22 protein-coding genes are annotated in these 25,252 nt (G+C 64.5%); 14 read left to right on the top strand and 8 right to left on the bottom strand.

Features of this window, described 5'->3' with window-relative positions:
* Positions 1-141: 141 nt before the first annotated feature.
* From DIS04_RS01960 to DIS04_RS01945, 4 genes are all read right to left on the bottom strand, one after another.
* Positions 142-1,452, bottom strand: coding sequence for a DEAD/DEAH box helicase (locus DIS04_RS01960; RefSeq protein ID WP_111412035.1), 1,311 nt, complete (start codon positions 1,450-1,452; stop codon positions 142-144).
* 165 nt (positions 1,453-1,617) lie between these two features.
* Entirely contained in the window at positions 1,618-2,205 is a 588-nt protein-coding gene (locus DIS04_RS01955) for a PqiC family protein (protein ID WP_111412034.1), read from the bottom strand.
* Between the two features lie 55 nt (positions 2,206-2,260).
* On the bottom strand, positions 2,261-3,937 hold the full coding sequence (pqiB, locus tag DIS04_RS01950; protein WP_111412033.1) for an intermembrane transport protein PqiB: 1,677 nt from the start codon (positions 3,935-3,937) through the stop codon (positions 2,261-2,263).
* Positions 3,934-5,280, bottom strand: a complete 1,347-nt coding sequence (locus tag DIS04_RS01945) for a paraquat-inducible protein A (protein WP_111412032.1) — start codon at positions 5,278-5,280, stop codon at positions 3,934-3,936. Before DIS04_RS01945 ends, pqiB begins: the two co-directional genes overlap by 4 nt.
* Before the next feature lie 147 nt (positions 5,281-5,427).
* Here DIS04_RS01945 and DIS04_RS01940 point away from each other — a divergent pair, with 147 nt between their 5' ends.
* From DIS04_RS01940 to DIS04_RS01915, 6 genes are all read left to right on the top strand, one after another.
* Positions 5,428-6,414, top strand: a complete 987-nt coding sequence (locus DIS04_RS01940; protein ID WP_111412741.1) for a calcium/sodium antiporter — start codon at positions 5,428-5,430, stop codon at positions 6,412-6,414.
* A 321-nt stretch (positions 6,415-6,735) separates the two neighbouring features.
* On the top strand, positions 6,736-8,148 hold the full coding sequence (locus DIS04_RS01935) for a cytochrome ubiquinol oxidase subunit I (protein WP_111412031.1): 1,413 nt from the start codon (positions 6,736-6,738) through the stop codon (positions 8,146-8,148).
* A 2-nt stretch (positions 8,149-8,150) separates the two neighbouring features.
* Positions 8,151-9,161: a cytochrome d ubiquinol oxidase subunit II gene (cydB, locus tag DIS04_RS01930; protein WP_111412030.1), complete on the top strand. Its 1,011-nt coding sequence runs from the start codon at positions 8,151-8,153 to the stop codon at positions 9,159-9,161.
* Between the two features lie 4 nt (positions 9,162-9,165).
* The gene (gene cydD, locus DIS04_RS01925) at positions 9,166-10,857 is read left to right on the top strand and encodes a thiol reductant ABC exporter subunit CydD (protein ID WP_111412029.1); all 1,692 of its coding nucleotides are present in this window, start codon (positions 9,166-9,168) and stop codon (positions 10,855-10,857) included.
* On the top strand, positions 10,847-12,580 hold the full coding sequence (gene cydC, locus DIS04_RS01920; protein WP_111412028.1) for a thiol reductant ABC exporter subunit CydC: 1,734 nt from the start codon (positions 10,847-10,849) through the stop codon (positions 12,578-12,580). The genes cydD and cydC overlap by 11 nt, the downstream gene beginning before the upstream one ends.
* 25 nt (positions 12,581-12,605) lie before the next feature.
* The gene (locus DIS04_RS01915; protein WP_111412027.1) at positions 12,606-13,601 is read left to right on the top strand and encodes an adenosine deaminase; all 996 of its coding nucleotides are present in this window, start codon (positions 12,606-12,608) and stop codon (positions 13,599-13,601) included.
* An 82-nt stretch (positions 13,602-13,683) separates the two neighbouring features.
* Here the strand turns inward: DIS04_RS01915 and DIS04_RS01910 are convergent, their stop codons facing one another.
* Complete coding sequence (locus DIS04_RS01910; protein ID WP_111412026.1) at positions 13,684-14,685, bottom strand: cytochrome-c peroxidase; 1,002 nt, start codon at positions 14,683-14,685, stop codon at positions 13,684-13,686.
* A 222-nt stretch (positions 14,686-14,907) separates the two neighbouring features.
* On the opposite strand from DIS04_RS01910, the gene msrP reads away from it, so the two are divergent.
* Entirely contained in the window at positions 14,908-15,867 is a 960-nt protein-coding gene (msrP, locus tag DIS04_RS01905) for a protein-methionine-sulfoxide reductase catalytic subunit MsrP (protein ID WP_111412025.1), read from the top strand.
* Between the two features lie 42 nt (positions 15,868-15,909).
* Positions 15,910-16,506, top strand: a complete 597-nt coding sequence (locus tag DIS04_RS01900) for a protein-methionine-sulfoxide reductase heme-binding subunit MsrQ (protein WP_245904454.1) — start codon at positions 15,910-15,912, stop codon at positions 16,504-16,506.
* A gap of 41 nt (positions 16,507-16,547) precedes the next feature.
* On the opposite strand, the gene DIS04_RS01895 is transcribed toward DIS04_RS01900, so the two are convergent.
* Positions 16,548-17,927, bottom strand: a complete 1,380-nt coding sequence (locus tag DIS04_RS01895) for an NCS2 family permease (RefSeq protein WP_111412023.1) — start codon at positions 17,925-17,927, stop codon at positions 16,548-16,550.
* A gap of 748 nt (positions 17,928-18,675) precedes the next feature.
* Here DIS04_RS01895 and DIS04_RS20915 point away from each other — a divergent pair.
* The 5 genes from DIS04_RS20915 (at position 18,676) to DIS04_RS01870 (ending at position 21,176) form a co-directional block, all read left to right on the top strand.
* A complete protein-coding gene (locus DIS04_RS20915; protein ID WP_111412022.1) occupies positions 18,676-18,858 on the top strand; it encodes an SDR family NAD(P)-dependent oxidoreductase in 183 nt (60 codons plus the stop codon).
* An 83-nt stretch (positions 18,859-18,941) separates the two neighbouring features.
* The gene (locus DIS04_RS01885; protein ID WP_111412740.1) at positions 18,942-19,436 is read left to right on the top strand and encodes a DUF6998 domain-containing protein; all 495 of its coding nucleotides are present in this window, start codon (positions 18,942-18,944) and stop codon (positions 19,434-19,436) included.
* A gap of 71 nt (positions 19,437-19,507) precedes the next feature.
* Entirely contained in the window at positions 19,508-19,930 is a 423-nt protein-coding gene (gene arsN2, locus DIS04_RS01880; protein WP_111412021.1) for an arsenic resistance N-acetyltransferase ArsN2, read from the top strand.
* Positions 19,931-20,308: 378 nt separating this feature from the next.
* Positions 20,309-20,665, top strand: coding sequence for a hypothetical protein (locus tag DIS04_RS01875; RefSeq protein ID WP_111412020.1), 357 nt, complete (start codon positions 20,309-20,311; stop codon positions 20,663-20,665).
* A 148-nt stretch (positions 20,666-20,813) separates the two neighbouring features.
* A complete protein-coding gene (locus tag DIS04_RS01870) occupies positions 20,814-21,176 on the top strand; it encodes a DUF1304 domain-containing protein (protein WP_111412019.1) in 363 nt (120 codons plus the stop codon).
* A 39-nt stretch (positions 21,177-21,215) separates the two neighbouring features.
* Here DIS04_RS01870 and DIS04_RS01865 read toward each other — a convergent pair whose 3' ends face one another.
* Complete coding sequence (locus DIS04_RS01865; RefSeq protein ID WP_111412018.1) at positions 21,216-23,363, bottom strand: putative bifunctional diguanylate cyclase/phosphodiesterase; 2,148 nt, start codon at positions 23,361-23,363, stop codon at positions 21,216-21,218.
* 8 nt (positions 23,364-23,371) lie between these two features.
* Positions 23,372-24,001, bottom strand: a complete 630-nt coding sequence (locus DIS04_RS01860; RefSeq protein WP_162623003.1) for a histidine phosphatase family protein — start codon at positions 23,999-24,001, stop codon at positions 23,372-23,374.
* Between the two features lie 709 nt (positions 24,002-24,710).
* Here DIS04_RS01860 and DIS04_RS01855 point away from each other — a divergent pair.
* The gene (locus DIS04_RS01855) at positions 24,711-25,178 is read left to right on the top strand and encodes a nucleotidyltransferase (RefSeq protein ID WP_111412016.1); all 468 of its coding nucleotides are present in this window, start codon (positions 24,711-24,713) and stop codon (positions 25,176-25,178) included.
* Positions 25,179-25,252 lie beyond the last annotated feature (74 nt).

Genomic DNA, 25,252 nt, shown 5'->3' with positions numbered 1-25,252 from the left:
GCTCGAGTCTCCTTGCGTCACCCGGCGAGGTGGGATGGGAATCAGTGGCTTGCGGCGTGTCGGGGTTGGATCCGCCAGCCGTCAAACCGTATACCATCCCGGACTTCTCGCCAACCTCCAAGCCCGCTTCGAGCAGGCTGCTCAGGCCCGGCGAGTGCGCTGCCCGCGGCTGCGCCGACGACGCGGTGCCTGGGCGTCGCCGCCGGCCGTGTTGCCGTCGCTGGAACGCTGCCCAGCCCGGCTGCCCTCGCGTCCCTGGGCCGGGCGGCCGCCGCGACGGTTGCGCCCGTTCTCGATCGGCTCGGGCTTGGCGTTCGGGTCGGGCTCGAAGCCGGGCTCGATATGCTTCTCCAGATCGCGCTTGATCAACCGCTCGATGCCCTTCAGCAGGCCGTGCTCGTCGACGCAGACGAGCGAAACGGCCTGGCCCTCGCTGCCGGCACGGCCGGTGCGGCCGATGCGGTGGACGTAGTCCTCGGCGACGTTGGGCAGCTCGAAGTTGACCACGTGAGGCAGCTCGCTGATGTCCAGTCCGCGGGCGGCGATGTCGGTCGCCACCAGCACCTGCAGGTCGCCGCTCTTGAACGCCGCCAGCGCCTTGGTGCGTGCCGACTGGCTCTTGTTGCCATGGATCGCCATGGCCGGGATGTCCTGCTTGGAGAGCTGCTCGGCCAGGCGGTTGGCACCATGCTTGGTGCGCGTGAAGACCAGCACCTGATGCCAGGCGTGGCGGGTGATCAGGTGCGCCAGCAGGTCGCGCTTCTTCTCCCGGTCGACGCGGTAGACCGCCTGGTCGACGGTTTCCGCCGTGGTGTTGCGGCGAGCCACCGAGATCTTCTCGGGATTGTCGAGCAGCTTGGCGGCCAGGGCCTGGATCTCGTCGGAGAAGGTGGCCGAGAAGAGCAGGTTCTGGCGCTTCTCGGGCAGCACCCGCAGCACCTTGCGAATGTCGTGGATGAAGCCCATGTCGAGCATGCGGTCGGCTTCGTCGAGCACCAGGATCTCCACCCGGGAGAGGTCCACGTGCTTCTGCTGGTGCAGGTCGAGCAGGCGTCCGGGGGTCGCCACCAGCACGTCGAGCCCGGGGCGGATGGCGTCCACCTGGGGCTGCTGGCCGACGCCGCCGAAGATGACGTGGCTCTTCAGGGTCAGGTGGCGGCCGTAGTCGGCGACGCTCTCGCCCACCTGGGCGGCCAGTTCGCGGGTAGGGGTCAGAACCAGCGCGCGAACCTGGCGCGGGCCGGGGCGCGGCCCGTCGGCCAGGCGCTGCAGCATCGGCAGGGTAAAGCCGGCGGTCTTGCCGGTGCCGGTCTGGGCGCTGGCGAGCAGGTCGCCGCCCTTGAGCACGGCGGGAATGGCCTGGCGCTGGATCGGGGTCGGGGTGGTGTAGCCCTGGGCCTCGACGGCACGCAGCAGTTCGGCACGCAGGCCGAGTTCGGAAAAGAGGGTCATGCGGTCTCCGCAGATACGTCTCGGCCGTGTCGTGTGCGACATGCACATGACCAGTCCCGGGCCAAGACGTGAGAATTCGGTTCAGGGGCGCGGCAGGAGGGACCACGAATCGCCGCGAGGCGCAAGTATGCCACAGCCATCACGAAGTTGCAGCAACGGCGTGGCTCAACGTGCCTGGCGGATGCCCGTGGCGATCTCGGCGGCCACCCGGTCCCAACTGCTGCCGAGCGCGCGAACCAGTGCCGGATAGCCGTCGTCTTCGAGTTCCGTCTCCACCTGGAAGCGCTCCATGGCCAGCAGCCGGCCATCGGGCGCCAGCAGCTGCCACTGGCCGCTGGCAATGGCCAGGCCGTCGTGGCGACCCTGGAAACGGTCGACCTCGAGGCGCAGGCGCTGGGCTTCGCTGCGGCCAAGGTTGGCTTCGTCTCGCATGACCCGGGTGTCGGGGAGGAGCTCGGTGAGCCTGGCACGCAGCCCGCGCTCCAGCTGGCGCCCCAGCGGTTCTGCCCAGAGGTGCTGGCGAGCGGCGTTGAGCGTGATGTCGTCGAGCTGCAGGACGATGCCGTCGGTATCCAGGTAGTGCGCCAGGCGCGGCGGCTGGACGACCAGCAGATGCTCGGGGGCGTCAGCGCCGCCGGGCGACGCGTTGCCGCCGTCGGGCAGCATGTACCGGTTGGCCGGTGCCGAAGACGAGGCGCAGCCGGCCAACAACAGCAGGCTTGCCACCAGGGCAGCCCAGGTCATCCGTCTCATGCAGCTCTCCTTCGACGCGGTGGCATCAGCATAACGATTCATGGGCCCGGCTTCCTCAGTTGCTTCGCGGAGCCCGCGGTGTCGGGTCCTCGGCATCGAGGCTGTCGAACAGCAGGGCCCTGGGGTTCTCGTTGAGCGTGCGCGTCACCGGCTGCAGGTCGCGCATCAGGCGCTCCAGCCGTTCGGCGGTGGCGGTCAGTTCGCGATAGCCGCTGGATTCCGGCGACAGGCCCTCCAGGGTCTCCTGCAGTGCCTCCAGCGAGGCATTGAGATTGCTCGGCAGGTTGCGGGTGCCGGGCTCGTCGAGCAGCGCCTGCAGCGAGTTACTCAGCTCGCGCACCTCGGTGAGGGTGGCCTCGGAGGCGCTCAGGTTGCGGTCCAGGCCGGCCAGCAGCGGTTCGATCTCGAGCGCATTGAGTTTCTCGAGTAGCGAAGTCACCTGGGACTCGATCTGGGCGAAGCCGGTCGAGGTGGTCGGGAACACGGTGCGATCGCTGAAGTTTTCCGCGACATAGTCGTCGGCCTCGTCGCGGTAGAAGTTGATGTCGACGAACATCGCCCCGGTGAGCAGGTTGCCCGACTTGAGCGAGGCGCGCAGGCCTCGCCCGAAGAGACGCTGGAAGCGCTCGTCCCACTCCTCGAGGTCGACCTCCTGGTTCTCGATCCCCAGGCGCTGCGGCTCGATGCGGATCAGCACCGGGATGGCGAAGCCGCCGCGCGACTCCGGCTGGGTCGCGGTGAACTCCCAGGGCACGCTGGCCACGGTACCGATGCGTACCCCGCGGAACTCCACCGGGGCGCCGCGCGAGAGCCCGCGTACGCTGTCCTCCACCAGCAGGACATACTCGAGGTAGCGATTGAAGGTGCCCTGGCGAGCCTCCTCTTCGTCGGGGTAGAGAGTGAAGGTGGCGCCATCCTCGACCTGACGACCGCGGGGCAGGTCGTCGGGAACGCCGAAGGTGACGCCGCCCCCCAGCAGCGCCTCGATCGACTCCAGGTTGACGCGAATGCCGTCCGCGTCGAGGCGCAGGTCGATGCCGCTGGCCGACCAGAAGCGGGTGCCGTCGGTAACCAGGCGATCGTAGGGGCTCTCGATGAAGATTCGCTGGTTCATGCGCCGGGACTCTGGGTCGAAGTCGACCTCCTCGACGCGTCCCACGGTGAAGCCCTGGTAGGTGACCGGGTCGCCCGAGCGCAGCGAGTTGCCGAGCTGGCTGATCAGGTTGACGCGAATCCCGGCGGCATCGGCGGGGGCGACGGGGGGCTGGTCGCTGACCTGGAATTCGCGCACGCCGGGTTCGCCGCCGCCCGGCTCGAGCTGGATGTAGGCGCCGGAGAGCACCGTGCCCAGGCCGCTGATGCCCTCGCGACCGATACGCGGCTTGACCACCCAGAAGCGGCTGCCCTCGGTCAGCATGGCCTCGGTGTCGGGGGACATGCGCGCGGTGATCTCGGCCTGCGACATGTCCTCGGAGAGCTGCACCCGCTCCACCCGGCCCACCTCGACGTTGCGGGTCTTGATCAGTGTGCTGCCGGCCTCGATGCCTTCCGCGCTGCTCATGGTCAAGGTGATCGACGGGCCGCGGCTGCGGTAGTTGTCGTAGACCAGCCACAGCCCGATCAGCATGGCCACGATGGGCACGATCCAGATCGGCGAGAGGCGCCGCTGCGGCGTGGCGCGGGCGCGGTGCAGGTCGCGGGGGGCCTCGTTGTCGCGAGGGGTGTCGCTCATCCGGTGGTTCCTTGCGTGTCGTGTCGGTCACGCGGCAGGGGCGTGTCCCAGATCAGTCGGGGGTCGAAGGTCATGGCGGCCAGCATGGTCAGTACCACCACGGCGGCGAATGCCAGGGCGGCGGGGCCGGGGGTGATCGACATCAGCGTGCCGGCGCGAATCAGTGCCACCAGGATGGCGACCACGAAGACGTCCACCATCGACCAGCGGCCGATGAATTCGGTCAGGCGGTACAGGCGCGTCCGGTTGCTGGCGTTGAGCTCGTTGCTGCGCTTGACCACCAGGCAGAGCCAGGCCAGGGCCACCAGCTTGCCCACCGGAACGATGACGCTGGCCATGAAGATCACCGCGGCCACCGGCAGGGAGCCCATCTGGATCAGCTCCACCACGCCGCCGATGATGGTCGAGGGCGAGCTGTGGCCGAGGCTCGTGGTGGTCATGATCGGATAGACGTTGGCGGGGATGTACATGAGCGCGGAGGCGGCAAGCAGCGCCCAGGTGCGCTGCAGACTGTGCGGCAGCCGTGCGTGCAGCCGCTCGCCGCAGCGTCGGCAGTATCCGCGACCGTTTTCCGCCAGGCGGTTGACCAGCCCGCAGGTGGGGCAGCCGGCCAGGCCCTGCTCGGCCGCGGTCGCGCCGGTGCGGGCGCCCTCTGGGGCGAGCGGCTCGCCGGCGAGCGAGAACCACATCCAGTCGGAGTCGATCGACTGGGTGGTGAACAGCAGCAGCAGGGCGAAGGCACAGAAGGCCCAGAACGACAGGCCGAGTTCCACCTGGGCCAGGTCCGCCACCTTGATCAGGCTCACCAGCGCGCCAATGATGAACACGTCGGCCATCATCCAGGGATGGAGGTGGGACAGGGAGCGTGCGATGGTGCGGCTGGCCGGCAGCGGCTGACCCTGCATCAGGCCCAGCTGCAGCCACATCACGCCGAGCAGGTAGAGCCCCGGCAGCACGGCGATCGTCATGATCACCGCGATCGCCACCAGCGGCTGGTCGAAGCCGATCAGGGTGGTGGCCGTCTGGGTCAGCTCGATGCGGTTGCCTAACCCGCCGCTGCTGAAACTGACGAAGGGGAACGAGATCGCCAGGAGCAGCGCCACCATGGCCGCCATGGCCAGCGCCATGCTGCGCTGGGCGGGCCGGTGGTGGCGTGTCGCCAGGGTGTGCCCGCAGCGGGGACAGTCGGCCCGCTCGCCCCCGCGCAGCGGCGGCAGTGCCACCAGCCAGTCGCACTCGTGGCAGGCGCGCAGGCGCCGGCGCGAGGTACGGGCCTCGGGCGGGGCCTGATCGACGGGGGGAGCGCTCGGGACGAGCGATGGGGGCGAAAACCTGTAGGGCACTGATAAGTCGACTCGAAGGCTGATGGAGCGAGGCGGCCCTCGTCCTGTAATCGGAAAGCCGTGTCGGCTGCTGGGAAGTGTGGCATGTTGACGCCGCGCGTACCATATACAAACATTCGCCCCTGAATGTTCCTCGAGGAGATGACCTTGTTACTTCCCCTGTTGGCCGTGTTGGCAGGTCTCGTGCTGCTGGTGTGGAGCGCCGAGCGCTTCGTCGACGGAGCGGCCGCGACATCGCGACGTCTGGGCGTGTCGCCTTTGCTGGTAGGCATGCTGGTGATTGGCTTCGGCACCTCGGCGCCGGAGCTGATGGTTTCCTCGCTGGCGGCGGGTCAGGGCAATCCGGGCCTGGCGCTGGGCAACGGCTACGGCTCCAACATTGCCAACATCGGCCTGATCCTGGGCCTGATGGCTATCCTCTCGCCGCTGACGGTGCACTCCAGCGTGATTCGCCGCGAGCTGCCCGTGCTGGTAGGAGTGACGCTGCTCTCGGCGCTGCTGATGTGGGGCGGGCTGATTAGCCGAGCGGAAGGGGGGCTGCTGCTGGGGCTGCTGGCGGTCATGGTCGGCTACAGCATCTGGCAGGCCCGGCGCAGCGGTCCCGACCCGCTGGGTGACGAGACCGAGGAGAGCCTGCAGGCGCACCCCATGTCGCTGCGCGCCGGGGTCATCTGGACCTTCGTCGGCCTGCTGTTGCTGGTGCTCAGCTCGCGGGTGCTGGTATGGGGCGCGGTGGAGATCGCCGTCGGTTTCGGCGTCAGCGACCTGATCATCGGGCTGACCATCGTTGCCGTCGGCACCTCGCTGCCGGAGCTGGCCTCGTCCTTCAGCGCCCTGCGCAAGGGCGAACACGACCTGGTGGTGGGCAACGTGGTCGGCTCCAACCTGTTCAACACGCTGGGCGTGGTGGGCCTGGCCGCGGTCATCCATCCCATCGAGGCGGGTACCGAGGTGCTGATGCGCGACTGGACCCTGATGACCGTCATGACGCTGTTGATGACGGCCTTCGCGATCGGCTGGAAGGGGCGGCCCGGGCGCATCAACCGGCTCGAGGGCGGGATGCTGCTGGCGCTGTTCGTCGGTTATACCGTTTTCATGGTGCACCTGGTCCTGCGCAGTGCCGGGGCGCTCTAGCCAGGGCGGGTCACCCTGCTGCGACATCCCGACACAGCAGGAAACCGGGACCCGGCGCCCAGCCTCTAGTAGGCTGACGGCAAGCACAAAAGGCAGTGACGAGTATTGATCCAGGACAGTGTCGTGGCGTGTAGGGTTTTGTAAGTGTCACCGCCCTGCAGGCCGCGCTGTTCTAGGCTCTTGGAACACCTTCAGCCGAGTGTCGAGGTGAAATGCGTCACGCCATGTCCAGGAAGGACGTGGTCGGAAGCACAACAACAGCACCCCGTGTGCTTTCGCATCCCTTGAGACGTTGACTCTTTCGCAACCGAGAGGTACGTCATGGAGCTTGATCCCGTATTGCTTTCGCGATTGCAGTTCGCCTTCGTGGTCTCCTTCCACGCCATCTTTCCGGTCTTCACCATCGGCCTGGCGTCCTACATCGCCGTGCTCCACGGGCTGTTCTACAAGACGCGCAATCCCGCCTGGGACCGCCTGGCACAGCTGTGGACCCGGGTCTTTGCGGTGGCCTTCGGCATGGGGGTGGTGTCCGGCATCGTGATGTCCTTCCAGTTCGGCACCAACTGGAGCAACTTTTCCCAGGCCAGCGCCAACTTCATCGGGCCGCTGTTGAGCTACGAGGTGGTGACCGCCTTCTTCCTCGAGGCGGCCTTCCTCGGCGTGCTGCTGTTCGGGCGCGGCCGGGTGCCCCAGGGCGTCCACCTGTTCGCCGCCGTCATGGTCGCCCTGGGCACCTTCATCTCCACCTTCTGGATCCTGGCCGCCAACAGCTGGATGCACACCCCGGCGGGAGTCGAGCTGGTCGAGGGCACCTTCCGCGTCACCTCGTGGAGCGAGGCGATCTTCAACCCCTCGTTCCCGTTCCGCCTGGCCCACATGGCCATGGCCTCGTTCATCACCGGCGGCTTCGTGGTGGCCGGGGTGAGCGCCTGGTACCTGCTCATCGGGCGCGACGTCGAGGCCAACCGCAAGGCGCTCTCGATGTGCCTGTGGATGCTGCTGGTGCTGACCCCCACCCAGGCGCTGGTGGGCGACTTCCACGGCCTCAACACCTTCGAGCACCAGCCGGTCAAGCTCTCCGCCATGGAGGGCAACTGGGAGACCCGGCGCGGCGCGCCGTTCCTGGTCTTTGCCCTGCCGGACCAGGAGGCGCAGCAGAACCGCTTCGAGATCGGCATCCCCTATGCGGCGAGCCTGATCCTGACCCATGAGCTCGACGGCGAGATACCCGGCATCGTCGAGGCGCCGCCCGAGGAGCAGCCGCCGGTGGCGATCGTGTTCTGGTCGTTTCGCGTGATGGTCGGCCTCGGCCTGCTGATGATCGCCGTCTCGCTGGCGGGGCTCTACCTGCGCCGCGGCGGCCGGGTCTACCGTTCGCGCCCCTTCCTGCAGACGCTGCGCTTGATGTCCGTCACGCCCTTCGTCGCCGTGCTGGCCGGCTGGATCACCACCGAGTCGGGACGGGCGCCGTGGCTGGTCTACGGCATGATGACCCACGAGGAGGGCGTCACGCCGTCGCTGACGGGGGGCATGGCGCTGTTTACCCTGCTCGGCTACATGGCGGTCTACGGCGTGATCTTCTATGCCGGCACCTACTATCTCACCCGCGTGATCCGCTACGGCATGCAGCCGAAGGACGAGGAGCTGGTGGTCGACGACTTCGAGACCCCCAAGCGGCCCTGGTCGGCGACCCACACCCCATTCGACGACGACCCGTCCAGAGAGGGAGCCTGATCATGGAAATGTTCGACCTGTCGCTGATCTGGGCGCTGATCATCGGCTTCGGCATCATGATGTACGTGCTGATGGACGGCTTCGACCTGGGGCTCGGTATCCTCTTTCCGTTCGCCCCGGACGAGGACGCCCGCGACGTGATGATGAACTCCGTCGCCCCGGTATGGGACGGCAACGAGACCTGGCTGGTGCTCGGCGGCGCCGGGCTGCTGGCGGCCTTCCCGCTGGTCTACTCGGTGTTCCTGCCGGCCCTGTACATCGGCGTGTTCCTGATGCTGGCGGGGCTGGTGTTCCGCGGCGTGGCCTTCGAGCTGCGCTTCAAGTCGCGTCGCGATCGGCGCGGCCGGCGGCTGTGGAACCTCGCCTTCAGCGGCGGTTCCGCCGTGGCGGCCTTCGCTCAGGGCGCCGTGGTGGGTACCTACATCCAGGGGTTCGAGACCGAGGACATGGTCTACGTCGGGGGGGCGTTCGACTGGCTGACGCCGTTCACCGTGCTGACCGGCATCGGCATCATGATCGGCTACGCGCTACTCGGCACCACCTGGCTGATTCTCAAGTCGGAGGGCTACATCCAGCAGTGGGCCTACCGGTTGACCACGCCGTTGCTGCTGGCCGTGCTGGTGATCTTCGGCATCATCAGCATCTGGACGCCGCTGGTGAACGACGTCGTGTGGGAGCGGTGGTTCGGCCACCTGCACGTGATCTGGGTCCTGCCCGCGTTGACCCTGCTGTGCATGTTCACGGTGTACTGGGCGTCGCGCCGCGGCCACGAGGTGCTGCCGTTCATCGCCACGCTGGGCACCTTCCTGTTCACCTACCTGGGCCTGGTGGTCAGCAAGTGGCCGTGGATCGTGCCGCCCAACTACACCATCTGGGATGCCGCCTCCGCCCCGGAATCCCAGCTCTTCCTGCTGATCGGCGTGCTCTTCGTGCTGCCCTTCGTGCTGGTCTATACCTTCTGGTCCTACTGGGTGTTCCGCGGCAAGGTGCGGGCCGGCGAGGGCTACCACTGAGCCCATGACGTCCGACGCTCACGCGGCCTCCACACCGAGGCGCTGGCTGGCCGCCCATGCCGCCGGCCAGCGCCACTGGCTGGGCCTGGCGGCCGCGGCGGGAATCGCCGTCGGCGCGCTGACGGTGGCCCAGATGGCCCTGCTGGCGTGGATCGTCAGCCGGCTGCTGGTCGCGGGCGAGCCGCTCGGCGCGCTGGGCTGGGCCTTCCTCGCCCTGGTCGTCGTGCTGCTGGCCAGGGCGCTGTGCCAGTGGGGGCAGGAGGTGGCAGGCCAGGAGGCGAGCCTGCGCATACGCCGGGCGATCCGCAGCGAACTGCTGGACCACCTCGCCGCAATGGGGCCGGTACGGGCCGGCGCCCGCCACTCGGCCGGCCTGGCCAGCCAGCTGGTCGAGCAGGTCGAGGCGCTCGACGGCTATTTCGCCCGCTTCCTGCCGCAACTGCGCCTGAGCGTGGCGATCCCGCTGCTGATCCTGCTGGTGGTGGCGTGGCTCGACTGGCTGGCGGCGCTGTTCCTGCTGCTGGCCGCGCCCCTGATCCCGCTGTTCATGGCGCTGGTGGGCATGGGCGCCGAGCGCCTGAACCGCGACCAGTTCGCCGCCGTCAGCCGGCTCTCGGGCCACTTCCTCGACCGCGTGCGGGGCATCGCCACGCTGCAGCTCTTTCATCGTACCCGCGAAGCCGGCATCGAAGTCCACGCGGCGGCGGATCGCTACCGGCGCCTGAGCATGCGCACGCTGCGGGTGGCTTTCCTCTCCTCGGCGGTGCTCGAGTTCTTCGCCTCGGTGTCGATCGCCGTGGTCGCCATCTATGTGGGCTTCGGCCTGCTGGGGTACATCGACTTGGGTCCCGCGGCGGAATTGAGCTTGTTCAGCGGCCTGCTGGTGCTGCTGCTGGCGCCGGAATTCTTCCAGCCGCTGCGCAGCCTGGCGCAGCACTACCACGACCGCGCCGCGGCGCTGGGCGCCGCCGACGGCATGCTGGCACTGCTCGCCGAGCCGCTGCGCCGGGCCGACGGCGGTGCAGCGCTGCCGTCCTCCGACGAGCGGCTGCTGGCCCTGGAGGGCGTGACCCTGTCGCACCCGGGGCGCGGCCAGGTACTGGGGCCGCTCAGCATCGCGGTGACCGCCGGCGAGACGCTGGTGGTCAGCGGGCCCTCCGGGGCCGGCAAGTCGGCGCTGCTGCAACTGCTGGCGGGCTTCGTGACCCCGGACCAGGGAGCACGCCGCGTGCGGGAGCCGCTGCGTATCGCCTGGATGGATCAGCGTCCGCTGCTGATCCACGGCAGCCTGGCCGACAACCTGCGCCTGGCCGCGCCCCAGGCGAGCGAGGCCGAACTGCAGCAGGCGCTCGAACGGGCCGGGCTGGCCGAGCTGGTGGCCGCGCTGCCCCGGGGGATCGACACCGGCCTTGGCGAGCGTGGCTCGGGCCTGTCGGGCGGCCAGGCGCAGCGCCTGGCGCTGGCCCGCGTGTTCCTCTCGGACGCCGAGCTGGTGCTGCTCGACGAGCCCACCGCCAGCCTCGACGAGGCGAGCGAGGCGCGGGTCGTCGCGTCGCTGCGTCGGCTGGCCGGCGAGGGCCGGGCGCTGGTCATCGCCACCCACCATCCCGCGCTGATGGCCATGGCGGAACGGCGCCTGGCCCTCGACGCGGGCCGCGTGTGTCACTCGGCAGGAGGGCGTGCCGATGAGCGATGAACCGCTGCGGGCCGCCCTGGCGCCCTGGCTGCGGCTGCTGGCCCGTCGCCCGCGGCGGCTGGTCATCGGCGTGCTGCTGCTGGCGCTGACGCTGTTCTCGGCGATCGGCCTGCTGGCGCTGTCGGGCTGGTTCATCGCCGCCAGCGCGCTCACCGGCCTGGGCCTGGCGATGGGGTTGGCGGTGAGTCTCGACGTCTACGTGCCGGGCGGCGGGATACGCTTCTTCGCCCTGAGCCGCACCGTGGCGCGCTACGGGGAGCGACTCTACAACCACGACACCGTGCTGCGCCTGCTCGCCGACCTGCGCGGTCGGCTGTTCGCCGCCATGGCCGCGCTCGATGATCGCAGCCTGGCCCGGCAGCGTGCCAGCGACTGGCTCAACCGGCTGACCGCCGACATCGACACCCTCGACAGCCTCTACCTGCGGCTGCTGGCACCGCCGCTGGTGGCGCTGGCGGCGGTGGTGCTGGTCGCCGCCTTCGTGGCGCTGTGGGTGCCGCTCGCCGGTGTGGCGCTGCTGGCGCTGCTGCTGCCCGCCTGGGCCTGGCTGACGGCGGGGCAGGCGTGGCTGGGCATGGCCGCCAGCCGGCGCCAGGTCGAGCATCAGCAACGCCTGCGCAGCCAGGCCATCGAGCACCTGACCGGCCTTGCCGAGCTCGAGGCCTACGGCAGCCAGGCCTGGCATCGGGCCGGGCTTCGCCAGTACGAGGCGGGGCTGTATCGCGACCAGCGCCGTACGGGCAGGGTGGCCGCCTTCGGCAGCGCCCTGGTCAACCTGGTGGTCGGCCTGGGCGTGGTGATGGCACTGTGGCTGGCCGCGCTGGCCTGGCAGCAGGGCTCGATCGGCGGCGCCGTGATGGTCATGCTGCCGCTCGCGGTGCTGGCCGTCGGCGAGGCGTTGGCGCTGCTGCCGGGGCCGTTCACCCAACTGGGGGCGACCCGCGGCGCGGCCGTGCGGCTCAACGCGGTGGAACGGGCGAGCGGGAATGGCTTCGGGAAGGGAGACGCCAGCCTGCCCGGCGGCCCGTTGGCGGTGCGCCTGGAAGACATCGGGCTGCATTATCCCGCTGCGCTCACGCCCGCGCTGCGGGATATCCAGCTCGAGCTGAGCCCGGGCGAGCGGCTGGCCCTGACCGGCGCCTCCGGGGCCGGTAAGAGCAGCGTGGCGGCGCTGCTGACCCGGCGCCTGCCGCCCGACCATGGAAGCATAATGGTAGGCGGCGTGCCCCTCGCTCAGGTCGCGGAGCGCTCGCTGCGCGAGCGTGTCGCCATCCTCGGCCAGCGCATCGACCTGTTTCAGGACAGCCTGGCGACCAACCTGCGGCTGGCCGCACCCGATGCCAGCGACGCGCGGCTGTGGCAGGCCCTCGACTGGGTCGGACTGGCGGAGTGGGGCGACACGCTTCCGCATGGGCTGGCCACGGCGGTGGGCGAAGGCGGGCGGGCGCTCTCGGGAGGCCAGGCGCGGCGCCTGGCGCTGGCCCGGCTGTGGCTGCGCGACCCGGGCCTGGTCATTCTCGACGAACCGTTCGCCGGATTGGACGCCGCCACCGTCGCGCGGCTGTCATCCCGGCTCGATCGCTGGCTGGTGGGCCGCAGCGTGCTCTACCTGGTGCACCAGCTCGACGGCGGGGCGTTCGATCCGCCGAGCATCAGCCGGGAGCGGCGTCTCGTGGAGGGGCAATTGACCGTTTGCGCAAATTCCATGTATCCATCAGGATAAGGACATAAAGGCGACGAGGTGCTCCATGCGCGATTTCCTGAAGCGACTGCCGAAGGCCGAACTCCACCTGCATATCGAGGGCTCACTGGAGCCGGAGCTGATGTTCGCTCTGGCCAGGCGCAACGGCGTCACGCTGCCCTTCGACTCGGTCGAAGCGGTGCGGGCCGCCTATGATTTCGACGATCTCCCCTCGTTTCTCGAGCTCTATTACCAGGGCATGAGCGTGCTCAAGCGAGCCGAGGACTTCCACGACCTGGCCATGGACTACTTCCGTCGCGCCCACGCCGAGGGCGTGGTGCACGTCGAGATGCACTTCGACCCCCAGGCCCACCTGGCGCGCGGCGTCGAGCTCGACGTCGTCATGGAGGGGCTCAGCCTGGCCCGGCGCGAGGCCGAGCGCGAGCTGGGCATGTCCACGGCGCTGATCATGGCCTTCCTGCGCGACCGCCCCGCCGACGAGGCGATGAAGGTGCTGGAGAGCGCCGCGCCGTACTGGGAGATGCTCGATGCCGTGGGGCTCGACAGCGCCGAGCGTGGCCATCCGCCCTCCAAGTTCACCGAGGTCTTCCAGCGCGCGAAGATGCTGGGCATCCCCCGGGTCGCTCATGCAGGCGAGGAGGGTCCTGCCGAATACATCCGCGAGGCGCTCGACCTGCTCGACGTGTGCCGCATCGACCACGGCGTGCGCTGCCTGGAGGACCCGTCACTGGTCGCACGGCTGCGCGACCAGGGCGTGGTGCTCACCGTCTGCCCGCTCTCCAACGTGCGCTTGAAAGTCGTGGAGCATATCGAGGAGCACCCCTTGCCCCAACTGCTCGATGCCGGCCTGCGCCTGACGCTCAACTCCGACGATCCGGCCTATTTCGGCGGCGGCATGCTGGACAACTTCGTGGCCTGCCACGAGGCGTTCGGCTGGTCGCGCGAGACCTTCATCCAGCTCGCCGGCACCGCCATCGAATCCGCCTTCATGAGCGACTCGCGCCGTCTCGAACTGCATCGGCGGCTGGCCGAGAGCGTCTGAGGCAGTACGCAGACCCCCGGCCTGGGCCGGGGGTGGTTCCTACGACCGAGCTGGCATCGCACCTGGCGACGACCGGGCCCGCTCAGGGCAGGGCGGGTACCTCGAAGTCGGGCATCTCGCCGGTCAGGCTGTGCAGGAAGGCGGTGATGTCGGCGATTATCTCGTCGTCGAATTCCCGGTTGAGCATCTCCTTGCCCATGATTGCCACGGCTTCCTCGAGGGTCTCGGTCGCCCCGTTGTTCATGTATGGATAGGTCACCCCGACGTTGCGCAGCGTGGGCGTACGGAACTTGTGCATGTCGCCGTCGTTGCCGGTGACTTCATAACGGCCCACGTCGGTGGAGCCGGGTACCTGGATGGCGTAGAAGTTGCTGTCGGTGAACGCCGGGCCACTGTGGCAGGCGATGCAACCATTGTCGACGAAGGCCGCCATGCCGTCCTTCTGCTGCTGGGTGAGCGCATCCAAGTCACCGCGCAGGTAGCGATCGAAAGGAGCGTTCGGTGTATTGAGCGTTCGCTCGAAGCTGGCGATTGCCTTGGCCAGGTTCTCTTCGCTGATCGGCTGGTCGTCGTCGGGGTAGGCCTCTGAGAACTTCTGCTGGTAGAACTCGAATTCATTCAGGCGTTCCAGGGCCACTTCGAGGTCCATGGCCATTTCGATCGAGGCCTGGATGGGACCCAGCGCCTGTCCCTCCAGGTCAGGCTCGCGGCCGTCCCAGAACTGGGCATCGAGGAAACCGGAGTTGAGTACCGTGGGAGTGTTGCGCTCGCCGATCTGGCCATCGTGGCCGGTGGCACGGGGAATGCGATCGCTCCAGCCCAGAGCGGGGTTGTGGCAGGTGGCACAGCTGATCACGCCACTGGAGGAAATGCGCGGTTCGAAGAACAGCACTTTGCCAAGCTCCACCTTCTCCCGCGTCAGGCTGTTCTCCGTCGGGATGGGTGGCAGGTGGGGCAGCGGCTCGAAGCGGTCTCGATAGTCGCCGAAGCCGTCGTCGGCGGCCACGCCGGCTGCTGCGAAGACAGCGCTCAGCGATACGGTGGCTGCGAGGTACCTGGGGCGGGCCAGAGCGAGATGGATCATGGTGAGTTCCCTTGGTTGCAAGCTTGAGACGGTTTTTTTGCCTTTTTTGCAACTTCAAGTTACTGCCGTGAATTGAGCCATATCAACCGAGCGTAATAGTCGGAATGAGGCACTTGTTGAGGTGGGTCAAGCTTTGGTGATTTCCCGCTCCTTGGTAGATGACAAAGGCTCGTTCAAGCGCTTGTATGAGTGATTTCATCCGTCGCTTTCTCGAGTTGAACGATGCCACGCTACCCATCGATACCGGAATCGGAGGTGACTCCCCGCGAGTTGTTCGAGGCACGCCGAGGCTTCCTGCGTGCCAGCGTTGCCCTGGGGGCCGTCGCGGCTTCGCCTGGGCTGTTCTGGCCGCGATCGTCCCATGCCTGGCAAGGGCTGCTGGAGCAGCGCCTGGCGACTGAGCTACCCAGCCGGGACCTGGCCAGCGGAGAAGCGCCGACCGCCCACGGCGACGTCACCACCTACAACAACTTCTACGAATTCGGCACCGGCAAGCGTGACCCGGAGACATTTTCCCATCAATTGGTGACCGACCCCTGGTCGCTCACTATCGAAGGTGAGATCGACAAGCCGGGCACTTTCCCCCTCGAAGACGTTCTCTCGGGACAGACGCTCGAGGAGCGCCTCTATCGGCTGCGCTGCGTCGAGGCGTGGTCCATGGTGATTCCCTGGGTCGGCTTCCCGCTGGCGGACCTGCTAAAGCGCCACCAGCCGACATCCCGCGCCCGCTACGTGGTGTTCGAATCGATCCATGATCCCGACAATCTACGCGGTCAGCGACGCGCTATCCTCGACTGGCCCTATCGCGAGGTGCTGCGTATCGACGAGGCGATGCATCCGCTGACGCTGCTGGCGGTGGGGCTATATGGCGAGACGCTGCCCAACCAGAACGGCGCTCCGATTCGCCTGGTGGTGCCATGGAAATATGGCTTCAAGAGCATCAAGTCGATCGTGCGGATCGCGCTGGTGGAGAAGCGCCCGCTGACTTCCTGGGAAGAACGAAATCCGGAGGAGTACGGCTTCTATGCCAACGTCAATCCGGCGGTGGAGCACCCGCGCTGGTCCCAGGCGCGAGAACGGCGAATCGGCGAGAACGGGCGACGCGAGACGTTGATGTTCAACGGCTATGCCGAAGAGGTCGCCCACCTTTATGCCGGCATGGACCTGCAGCGGCATTATTGAGCGATGCGCTATCGATTCTCACCGACAAGGGCAAGGGACGCAGTGAAACATCATGCCCCCATCTACGTCTTTCGCCTGCTGGTACTGATGGCCTGCAGCATGCCGGCTGGCTGGCTTGCGTGGCAATGGTTCTGCGGCAACCTCGGGGCGGTGCCCAGCGAGGCAGTGGTTCACGTCACCGGCAGGGTAGGCCTGAGCCTGTTGATGGTGACCCTTGCGTTCAGTCCGGCGTTTCGCTTTACCGGCTGGGTCGGCTTCATGGTTGCCCGCCGCCAGATCGGCCTGTGGGCCTTCTTCTGGCTGCTGGCGCACATGCTGGCGTGGATGGGGCTGGATCAGTACTGGGACTGGCCCTGGATACGCCGTGAGATGATCGAGCTACCCTACATTCGCTACGGCGTGGCCGCGCTGCTGCTGCTGGCACCGCTGGCCGTCACCTCGTTCGGGCGCGTGCGCCGGGCCATGGGCTGGACGGCCTGGCACTGGCTGCATCGGCTGGTTTACGTCGCAGCAGGCTTGGGGGTAACCCACTTCTGGATCCTGACCCGAGCGGACTACCTGTGGCCGAGTCTCTATGCGGGTGCGTTGGCGGTGCTGGTACTCTTGCGGCTGTACGATGCCTCTGCGCACCGCTGCTAGCAGGCGCCGCCCGTGCGGCCGGCGCCTGCTGGCGGCGTGGCTTATTGAGTAGTGACCAGCATCACCACGCTGAGCGCGGCGGAGACCCACATCGCCGGCTTGATGTCGTAGAGCTTGCCGGTGGCCAGCTTGATCAGCACGAAGCTCAGGAAACCGAAGGCGATGCCCAGCGTGATCGAGTAGGTCAGCGGCATCAGGATGATCGCCAGGAAGGCCGGGAAGGCCTGCTCGAACCGGGACCAGTCGATCTTGCTGATCGGCGCCAGCATGAACAGCCCGACCAGCACCAGCGCCGGCGCCGTGGCGATACCGGGCACCAGCGACAGCAGTGGCGAGAGGAACAGGAACGGCAGGAACAGGAAGGCGATGGTCACCGCCACCAGCCCGGTACGGCCGCCCTGGGCCACGCCGGCGCCGGACTCGATGAAGGTCTGCGCGGCGCTGGTGCCGAGCGGTGCGGCGATCATCGAGGCGAAGGCATCCACGGTCATCGAGCGCTTGAGGTTGCGTGGGTTGCCGTTCTTGTCCTTGAGGCCCGCCGACTCCGAGAGCGCCATGAAGCAGGAGAGCGCGTCGAAGAAGTTGGTGAACAGCATGACGAAGATGAACGGCAGGTAGGCGACCTTGAGCGCGCCCCAGATATCCACCTGCATCACCGCGCTGAAGTCGGGCCAGGCGGCCAGGCCGCTCCACTCCACCACCACGTCGCCGCCCCACAGGCGCCCCATGGGCGTCGCCAGCAGGGTGGTCAGGGCGATGCCCAGGATCAGCGCGCCGTTGAAGCGCATGATCACCAGGATGGCGGTGGCCATCATGCCGATGAAGAAGGTGATCAGCGAGGCGTCCATGCTGCCGAGCGTGACCAGGGTGGCGTCGCTGCCGACGATGAACCCGGCGTTCTTGAAGCCGATGAAGGTGATGAACAGGCCGATGCCGCAAGTGATGGCGTAGCGCAGCGAGGGCGGAATGGCCTCGATGATCGCCTCGCGCACGTTGAACATCGCCAGGGTGGCGAACAGCACGCCGGACCAGAACACGCAGCCCAGCGCCACCTCCCACGACAGCCCGGCGCCCAGCACCAGGGTATAGGTGAACAGCGCGTTCATGCCCATGCCCGGTGCCACCAGAATCGGGTTGCGGGCATACAGCCCCATCGCCAGGCTGCTCATGAAACTGATCAGCACGGTGGCGGAAAGCGCCGCGGAGAAGGGGATGCCGGCGTCGGAGAGGATCGCCGGGTTGACCACGATGATGTACATCGAGGCCAGGAAAGTGGCGATACCCGCGAGTATCTCGGTCTTGAGGCTCGAGCCGCGACGGCTCACGCCGAAGTAGCTGTCCAGCCAGTGGGCCTTGCCGGTGGCCTGCCCGAGGGACTGGCCTTCTGCCTTGCCGGCCAGGGTGGAGGAGGTCGGTTCCATAGCATGTGTCCGTTGTTGTTGGGTGGCGTTGTCGAATAAGCGTTGTAGGTTGCGGCAGCGACATGCCTGACCGTTTGGTCAGGCATGTTCGGCTACAGCCTAGAAGATATTTGACCGATTGGACAGGTGGGTTGCGACTAACGTCGTAGGCTGGGTGGGAGAGGGCTGGAGCTGTGGGATAAGGCGAGAGAGATGAGGGACAAGGCTCGCGTAAGCGTTGCCCTCAACGTTTCGCTTGGTTACGGTGGGTAAAAAGCTACAGAAGATGGCTAAGTAACCAAGACGTACTCAGGGATGCCGCATTAGGGATGATGGTAAGCGTCATCCATTTTGCCAGCAGGGCGGTAGCGTCCCTGAAATTTATGGTTCACCCCAACGGGCTTGGCATCTCGGCAAGCCTTTGCCCAGCACATGTCTCTGCACCGTAGAACTTCCTGGGCCGGGGTCGTAGTGATTTACGCGAATGGTCGCCTTTACCTTATCAATGAGTTTTAGGGCATGTGTGTGCCTCCATACTTGGCTTCTCTGTATAAGAATATGTGCATGCAGTATATTGATTCCGGGAAAGCGCGCGTGTGCGAATTCTGCATAGGTGGTCGAGCTATATTTAGGTACGTGAGATCAATAGGTTAGGGGGGGGGCGAGAACGTGCGCGATAACATTGTTGAACGCGCACGCGTGTTCATCCAATATCAGGACGTTTAGTCCAATCACTTTTGTGCAGAGAGCTAAAGCTACTGGAATACTCATGTCTGTATATGATTCATCTGAGAAGGTAGCGGCCATCACCGGTGGCAGCAGCGGTATCGGGCTTGCCGTCGCTAAGGAGTTGCGCTCGCAAGGGTTCCGGCTTGTCCTGACAGCCCGGCGTGAGGAGCGCCTTTCTCAGGTCTGTCCTGGCTTCGTAGAGAACGGCTGCCAGATACCGTGACGCCTAAGCCCACGCTCAATCCGACGCGTTATGGCATGCTTCCGTACGAGGTTTCGGCTGACATTAGCCGAATGGGAGGGAAGATGCATCTCAGTGAACTGACAATTAAAGAACTTCTGCAGCTTCAGGCTGCCGCGACCAATGAGCTCAGAGTTCGGGGTGTGGTCAGAACTCAAAATAATCCGCTTGGTGATTATACAGAGTGGCTGGTGGCAGAGGCCTTGGGTCTTGAGCTTCAGGCCAACTCAATGGCGGGATATGACGGCATCACCAAGGATGGTGTGCGTATTCAGATAAAGGGGCGTCGTGTGACCCCCAGAAATGATTCACGTCAGCTAAGTGCTATCAGGAAGTACGCTGAGAAGGACTTTGATGCTCTGGCGGCCATAATTTACGACGAGGACTTCAATGTCCTTGAAGCGTTGTTGATTCCTCACGAGGTTGTGGGAGATTATGCTTCGTATCGTGAGCATGTGAATGCTCACGTTCTGATACTGAAAGGACCAGTCTTGAGTGACCCAAGAGTTCGATGTTTTAAAAATGCTCTAGACAGTTTGCATGGCCAAGCACGGCTATAGATTTTTCGCCGCGGTTGCACCTTCACTACACATCTTCACGTGTTGGTGAGGTTGGCGATCAAGGAGAGTTCATGGAGAAAATTGCCTACAGCCAAGAAGTTAGGGATCTCTTGGTTGCTTGTGACCTGCCAGTTGCTGATTTGCGGGATGATGGTGGCGTTTGTTTCTTTGGTTTTCGTCATCAAAGTGAGCTACTGGGCGTCATAGGGGTTGAGGTATGCGGTGATTATGGGCTACTTCGCTCGCTCGCTATTTCTGCAACCCATCGAGGAAACGGTCTTGGTCAGAAGCTTGTAGCATTTTCTGAAGAGTGGGCAACTCGCTCTGGCCTAAAAACGCTTTATCTTCTGACAATCACAGCTGATAATTTCTTCAAGCGCTTGGGCTACGAGGTACTAACTCGCTCGGAGGCTCCAAACGTCATCACTGAGACACAGCAATTTTCTGGGCTATGCCCGGACTCATCAATTTTCATGGGTAAAGGGCTTGTGTAATGCCCCCAGGTTTCTGCACACCTACGCGGCTAATGCCGAGGGTGCTTAGGGCGCCACATGGCCCAAAGACTGATTTGACCGTTCTTCTTGTAGTGCCGAATCCAACGATCGTTGAACGCTCTGGCTTGGCCCAGTGACTCAAGCAGGTCCGGAAAAGCCCGCAAGAAACAAGAGAGAAGTTTCAAAGTTTGTAATTCTATTTGCGATCCAAAAACTATTAACGAACTATGTTCGTACTCTTGTCTACAGTCTGGTAAAGAGAGTTGGGTTTATGCAGCGGGAAGGGATGCATAGTAATGCGCTGTTGACGGACAATTTTACCCCGTTTCGTGGTGGCAAATTGCTGCAGAACTCTGCCTTAGTCGTTAAGGAAGAACTATGAGCTACGACTTGAATTTTTGGAAGTACAACGATGGTATCGCCCTCGAACATCAAGTGGTTTACGAGAGATTGAGCGATGGCAAACATGTGGAAGGGCTTGAAGAGCTTCCGATTGGGGCGATGCTGGAACGCTTAAAAGATCTCTTCGCCGATGGGTGGCGTCAGGTAGATGAGACAACTTGGGAGAATGAGAGGCGGGGCGCTTTTCAGATCTTTACCACACCGCAGTTTTTTAGAGTCGACTGCTACGGTATGAGGGGTGAGGACATGAACCGACTTATCGATTTAGGGGCTGAATTCGGCTGTCCTCTCTATGATCCCCAGGCCGGGGTGCGCTTCGATGGGAACGGCTGACAACCGCTTTGAGTCCGACGGCTTACCCTTCCGCTGCGCTCTAGGCCAAGTCGCGGCTCAAGCGGAACGGTTAGATGTCATCTAAGTTGAAATACCGCCGAGCCGCGTCACTTCCACGTCAATCCTACCCATTTCGGAGCAGCACCGAGTGCTTACCATCGCCGCCAATATCGTTGTATTCCTTGTCGCAGCCCTGCACGTCTACATCCTCATCCTGGAGATGTTCTTTTGGGACAAGCCGCTAGGGAGAAGGGCCTTTGGCTTGAGCGCCGATTTCGCAGTACAGACGAAGACGTTGGCGGCAAACCAAGGCCTGTACAACGGTTTCCTGGCGGCGGGGCTCTTCTGGGGCCTTGCCCTTGGCCAGGCAGGATTCTCCATCAAAGTCTTCTTCCTGCTTTGCGTCTTCGTCGCTGGGGTCTACGGGGGCCTGACAGCGAACAAGAAGATTCTCCTCATTCAAGCCGTTCCCGCCGCGCTGGGTCTTGTTCTGCTGTTTCTGGCTGCGTAACAGACTGCGCTTGAGCCTAGCGTGAGGCCAGATTCCGGTTCAGCTCACCGCGATTGGAGCTAGTGGCAGCTCGATTTGGTCGATAGGAAGCGGCTTGCAGAAGTAATAGCCCTGGAACACATGACAGCCCGCCTCGACGAGCCAGCCGAGCTGGTGGGCGGTTTCCACGCCTTCAGCCACTACCTCGAGCTGCAGGGATACCCCCATGGCGATGATGGTTTGCACGATGGCCATGTCATCGCCGCTCAGCAGCAGGTCGTTGACGAAACTCTGGTCGATCTTGATCTGGTCCAGCGGTAGCCGTTTGAGGTACTGCAGCGAAGAGTAGCCGGTGCCGAAGTCGTCCAGGGCGAACCTGATGCCGAGACGCTTCAATCGCCGCATCTTGTCGATTCCGGCCTCGACGTCGTCCAGCAGGCTGCTCTCCGTCAGCTCCAGTTTCAAACGGTGGGGATCGGCTCCAGTGGCGGGGAGTACCCGCTGGATACGCTCGACGAAATCCGGCTCCTTGAACTGTCGGGCGCTGACGTTCACGGCCAGGGTCAGATGTGCCGTAGCCGCTTGCTGCTGCCAGGCCACCAGTTGCCGACACGCCTGTTCCAGCACCCAATCGCCGAGGGGCACGATCAGGCCACTCTCCTCAGCCAGCGGGATGAACTCCGCCGGCGACACCATGCCGCGAGACGGGTGCTGCCAGCGGATCAGCGCCTCGGCCCCCAGCGGCCGATGATCCGCGTCGTACTGAAGCTGATAGACGAGTCGGAACTCGCCACGCTGCAGGGCCAAGCGCAGATCGCGCCTGGTTTCGTTGCGCGCTTCCATGACGGCCTGGGTGGCATCGTCATGGAAGCAAATGGTGTCGCGACCGGCCAGCTTGGCATGGTGACAGGCGGCATCTGCCAGCTTGAACAGGGTCTCGACGTCGCTCGAGCCGTCGAACATCGCCACGCCCTGGCTTGCCGAGAGGAAGTGCTGAATCCCGTCGATGGAGTAGGGCTCGGCCACGACGATCCGGATTCGGTCGGCCAGCTCTTCCGCCAGATTGGCCGCCTTGTCCGGCTGCTTGGGCAGGGAGTCGATGATGAGGAGAAACTCATCACCGCCCAGCCGCCCTACCATACACCCCTCCTGCTGGAAGGTGCGCAGCCGCTGGGCAACCTCGCGCAGCAAGCGGTCGCCGGTACGATGGCCGTAGCTGTCGTTGATCTGCTGGAAGAGATCGAGATCCAGGTAGATCAGCGCCCCATGCTGGCCGTTGCGCTGACACAGCATCAGCGAATGCGCCAGGTGCTCGCTCATCATGCGCCAGTTGGGCAGTTCCGTCAGGCCATCGAAGTGGGCCAACTGGTGCGCCTTGCGTTCGGCCACCAGTCGACGTGCCTCGCTTTCACGCAGCCGCAACACCGCCAGGGCAAGCTGCTGCAACTGACCCCGCCCCATCTCGGCAAGACGCTGAACTCGCGGCAGCTCGGGAACCTCACGGTGGGGATGGGAAAGCGCGAGCAGCCCTTCGGCGATGATCAGCAGGTGACGATTCAGGATCCGGGCGGAGTAAAAGGCGGCGACCAGCATCAGTGCCAGGATCGCCCCGCCAAACAGTAGCAGCGTGTTGAAGTGCCCAAGAGTGTCCTGATAGGCATCGCTGGTGCGCTCGCCGCTTCGCCGCGCCAGCTTGGACGAAAGGTGCCCCGTGAGCATGGAGAAGCGCAGGAATTCATGCTGTGCCTCGTCCAGGTAATGTCGGGCTCGGGTGGCATCCACGGTAGCGATGTCGCCGGCCATGATGATGAAGCGCCGATAGCCCTCGAAGGCTTCGAGCAAATTTTGGGCACTGCCGTGGTTCAAATCGATCATCAGCGGCGTTTCGGTCAATGTCTGTATCTGCCCGCCCAGGGTGGCAAGCTCGTTGACGAAGCTCGAATGCAGCCGATAGCTGGCAAGCGCCGACAGCTCGCCCCGGTCGGCCTGCTGCAGCATGTCCACTACGCCCTGATGTAGCTCGCCCAGGCTCTGGGAGTAGTTGGCGGCCTGCAGCAGGGCGGCCATGTCCGCCGACTGTATGGAGTGGTTCTGAGTCATCCTTTCCTTGAGCACCTGCACCGCGGCAAGTCCGAACAGCAGGGCAGGGATCAGCACCACCAGAGTGGGCAGAAGAAAGATCCAGATGAGCGGTCGGTTCGACTTCATGGGCAACCTTACGGTGCTTGGGAGGCCAGCGATGGCCACAGCTCCGGTGGAATGCTGGCACGGTAGAGATAACCCGCCTTACCCAGCGGCGAGAAGATCACCAGGGTGCCTTCGGCTGGGAAGTAATCCATCAAGTCGGCGAGGTTGGGGCCATGGGCCACGATCATGCGGTTGGCGCTGCCCTCGACCGGTAGTGAGAGAGCCTTGCCGGTATGCTCGATGACCGGTCGCTTCTCGTCGTCCGTCATCGCGGCGGTATAGCGCAGCAGCTCGTCGATCTGCTGGGGCTTGTTCGGGAACAGGATCCGAGCGGTCTCCTGCGTTCGGCAGAAGGGCGAGACGAGAACGGGATCCTCGATGGGCCAAGCGTGCCGCGCCATGTGCTCGGCGACAGTGGCCATGAGTTCACGGCCTTCGTCGCTCAGGGGCCGCTGGGTAGTACAGTCGTCGAAGTCGACCGGCACCCGATCGGGAAGTGTCGTATCAGTCGGCCCATGGCGCATGTAGAACACGTAGCCGCCCTGGTGCAGGGAAGCCAACAACTCGGCGCTGGGCTCGACCGCTACGTGCTCATCCGCCCAGGCGAACAGGCTGGCGAGACACAGCAGGCACGCCAATGGCAGATGGGAGTAGGGCAACGGCTGTCGAAACAAAGTGGGCAGAGGGAGCACGGACGACCCTATTTATCGTTTGTAATGATCCAATATGCATGAGAAATCTAATACTCACTAGCCGGCCTAGGCGTAGGCAGCGAGATGTTTGATCTAGGTCAAGCTGATGGCGGATGCGCTTGCGCCAATGGTGCTGCCTTGGTGTCGTGCTTTGGTTGGCGTTGCCCTCAACGTTTCTCTCGGTTACGTTGAGAAAAAAGCCGCAGAAGACGGCTTACGTAACCAAGACGTACTCAGGGATGCCGCATTAGGGATGATGGGAAATGTCATCCATTCTGCCAGCAGGGCGGTAGCGTCCCTGGAATTCGTGGTTCGGCCCGGCGGGTTACTCACCCCGGCAACGGTTCTGCTTAGCACATGCGTGACATCGCGGCTCTTCTCGGTCCGGTTGCTGCGGCGCCTTATGCAACGCGTTTTCACATCCCTGAGCTTGGGTTCAGATGTGTGCATTTTACGTGATTTATTAAATAATAATATGTGCATATAGTATATTGGTTCCGACAGATCGAGCACACGCGCGAATTCTGCATAGCTGGCCGAGCTAAAGATTGGTGCTAGAAAAATCAATGAGTTGGAAGAAAAGGAGCACGCCAAATAATAGTGTTGAGCGCGCAGGGGTGTTCATCCAATATCAGGACGCGCAGTCCAATCACTGTTATGCGCAAAAGGAGGATGCGTGCACCATCTAGCAGTTCAATGGATTGTGGGGTTACTGAGAGAGAGGAATATTCCCTTTCTGATCTGTGGCGGGCTCGCAGCAAAGGGGTATGGCTCTGAGCGCGTTCTGAACGACATCGACCTTTTCGTACCTGGTGAACACTTTTCGTCAGTGGTTCAGGCCGGCCAAGAATTTATTTCCAAAGCAGCCGCTCACCGCCAAGAGGAAGGCTGGGATCTAACCTACGTCCAGTTCAAGTACGAAGGCATTAAAGTGGAGGTAGGTAGCGCTGATGGTCCAAAAATCTTCGATGCAGGCAGCGAAACTTGGGTTCCGCTCAACATAGTTTTTTCTCGCCGTACGACCGTGCATTTGCTGGGTCTTGAGCTTCCGCTTATGCTGAAAGACGATCTGGTCAAGTATAAATCTGTGCTCTCACGTCCTGTGGATATCGAGGATGTCCGTGCTATCCGTGAGAGCGCATAACCAGGCCATGCACCGGATGCCAAAACCTCTGCTTCGCGCCGGTTTTGTCACCGGTGATGGCGGGCGTTAGGTGC

It is taken from the genome of Billgrantia lactosivorans (genome assembly GCF_003254665.1).
Classification (GTDB): Bacteria; Pseudomonadota; Gammaproteobacteria; order Pseudomonadales; family Halomonadaceae; genus Halomonas; species Halomonas lactosivorans.
The sequence above is the reverse complement of the archived record's forward strand: the minus strand, read 5'-3'. Positions and strand labels throughout refer to the sequence as shown.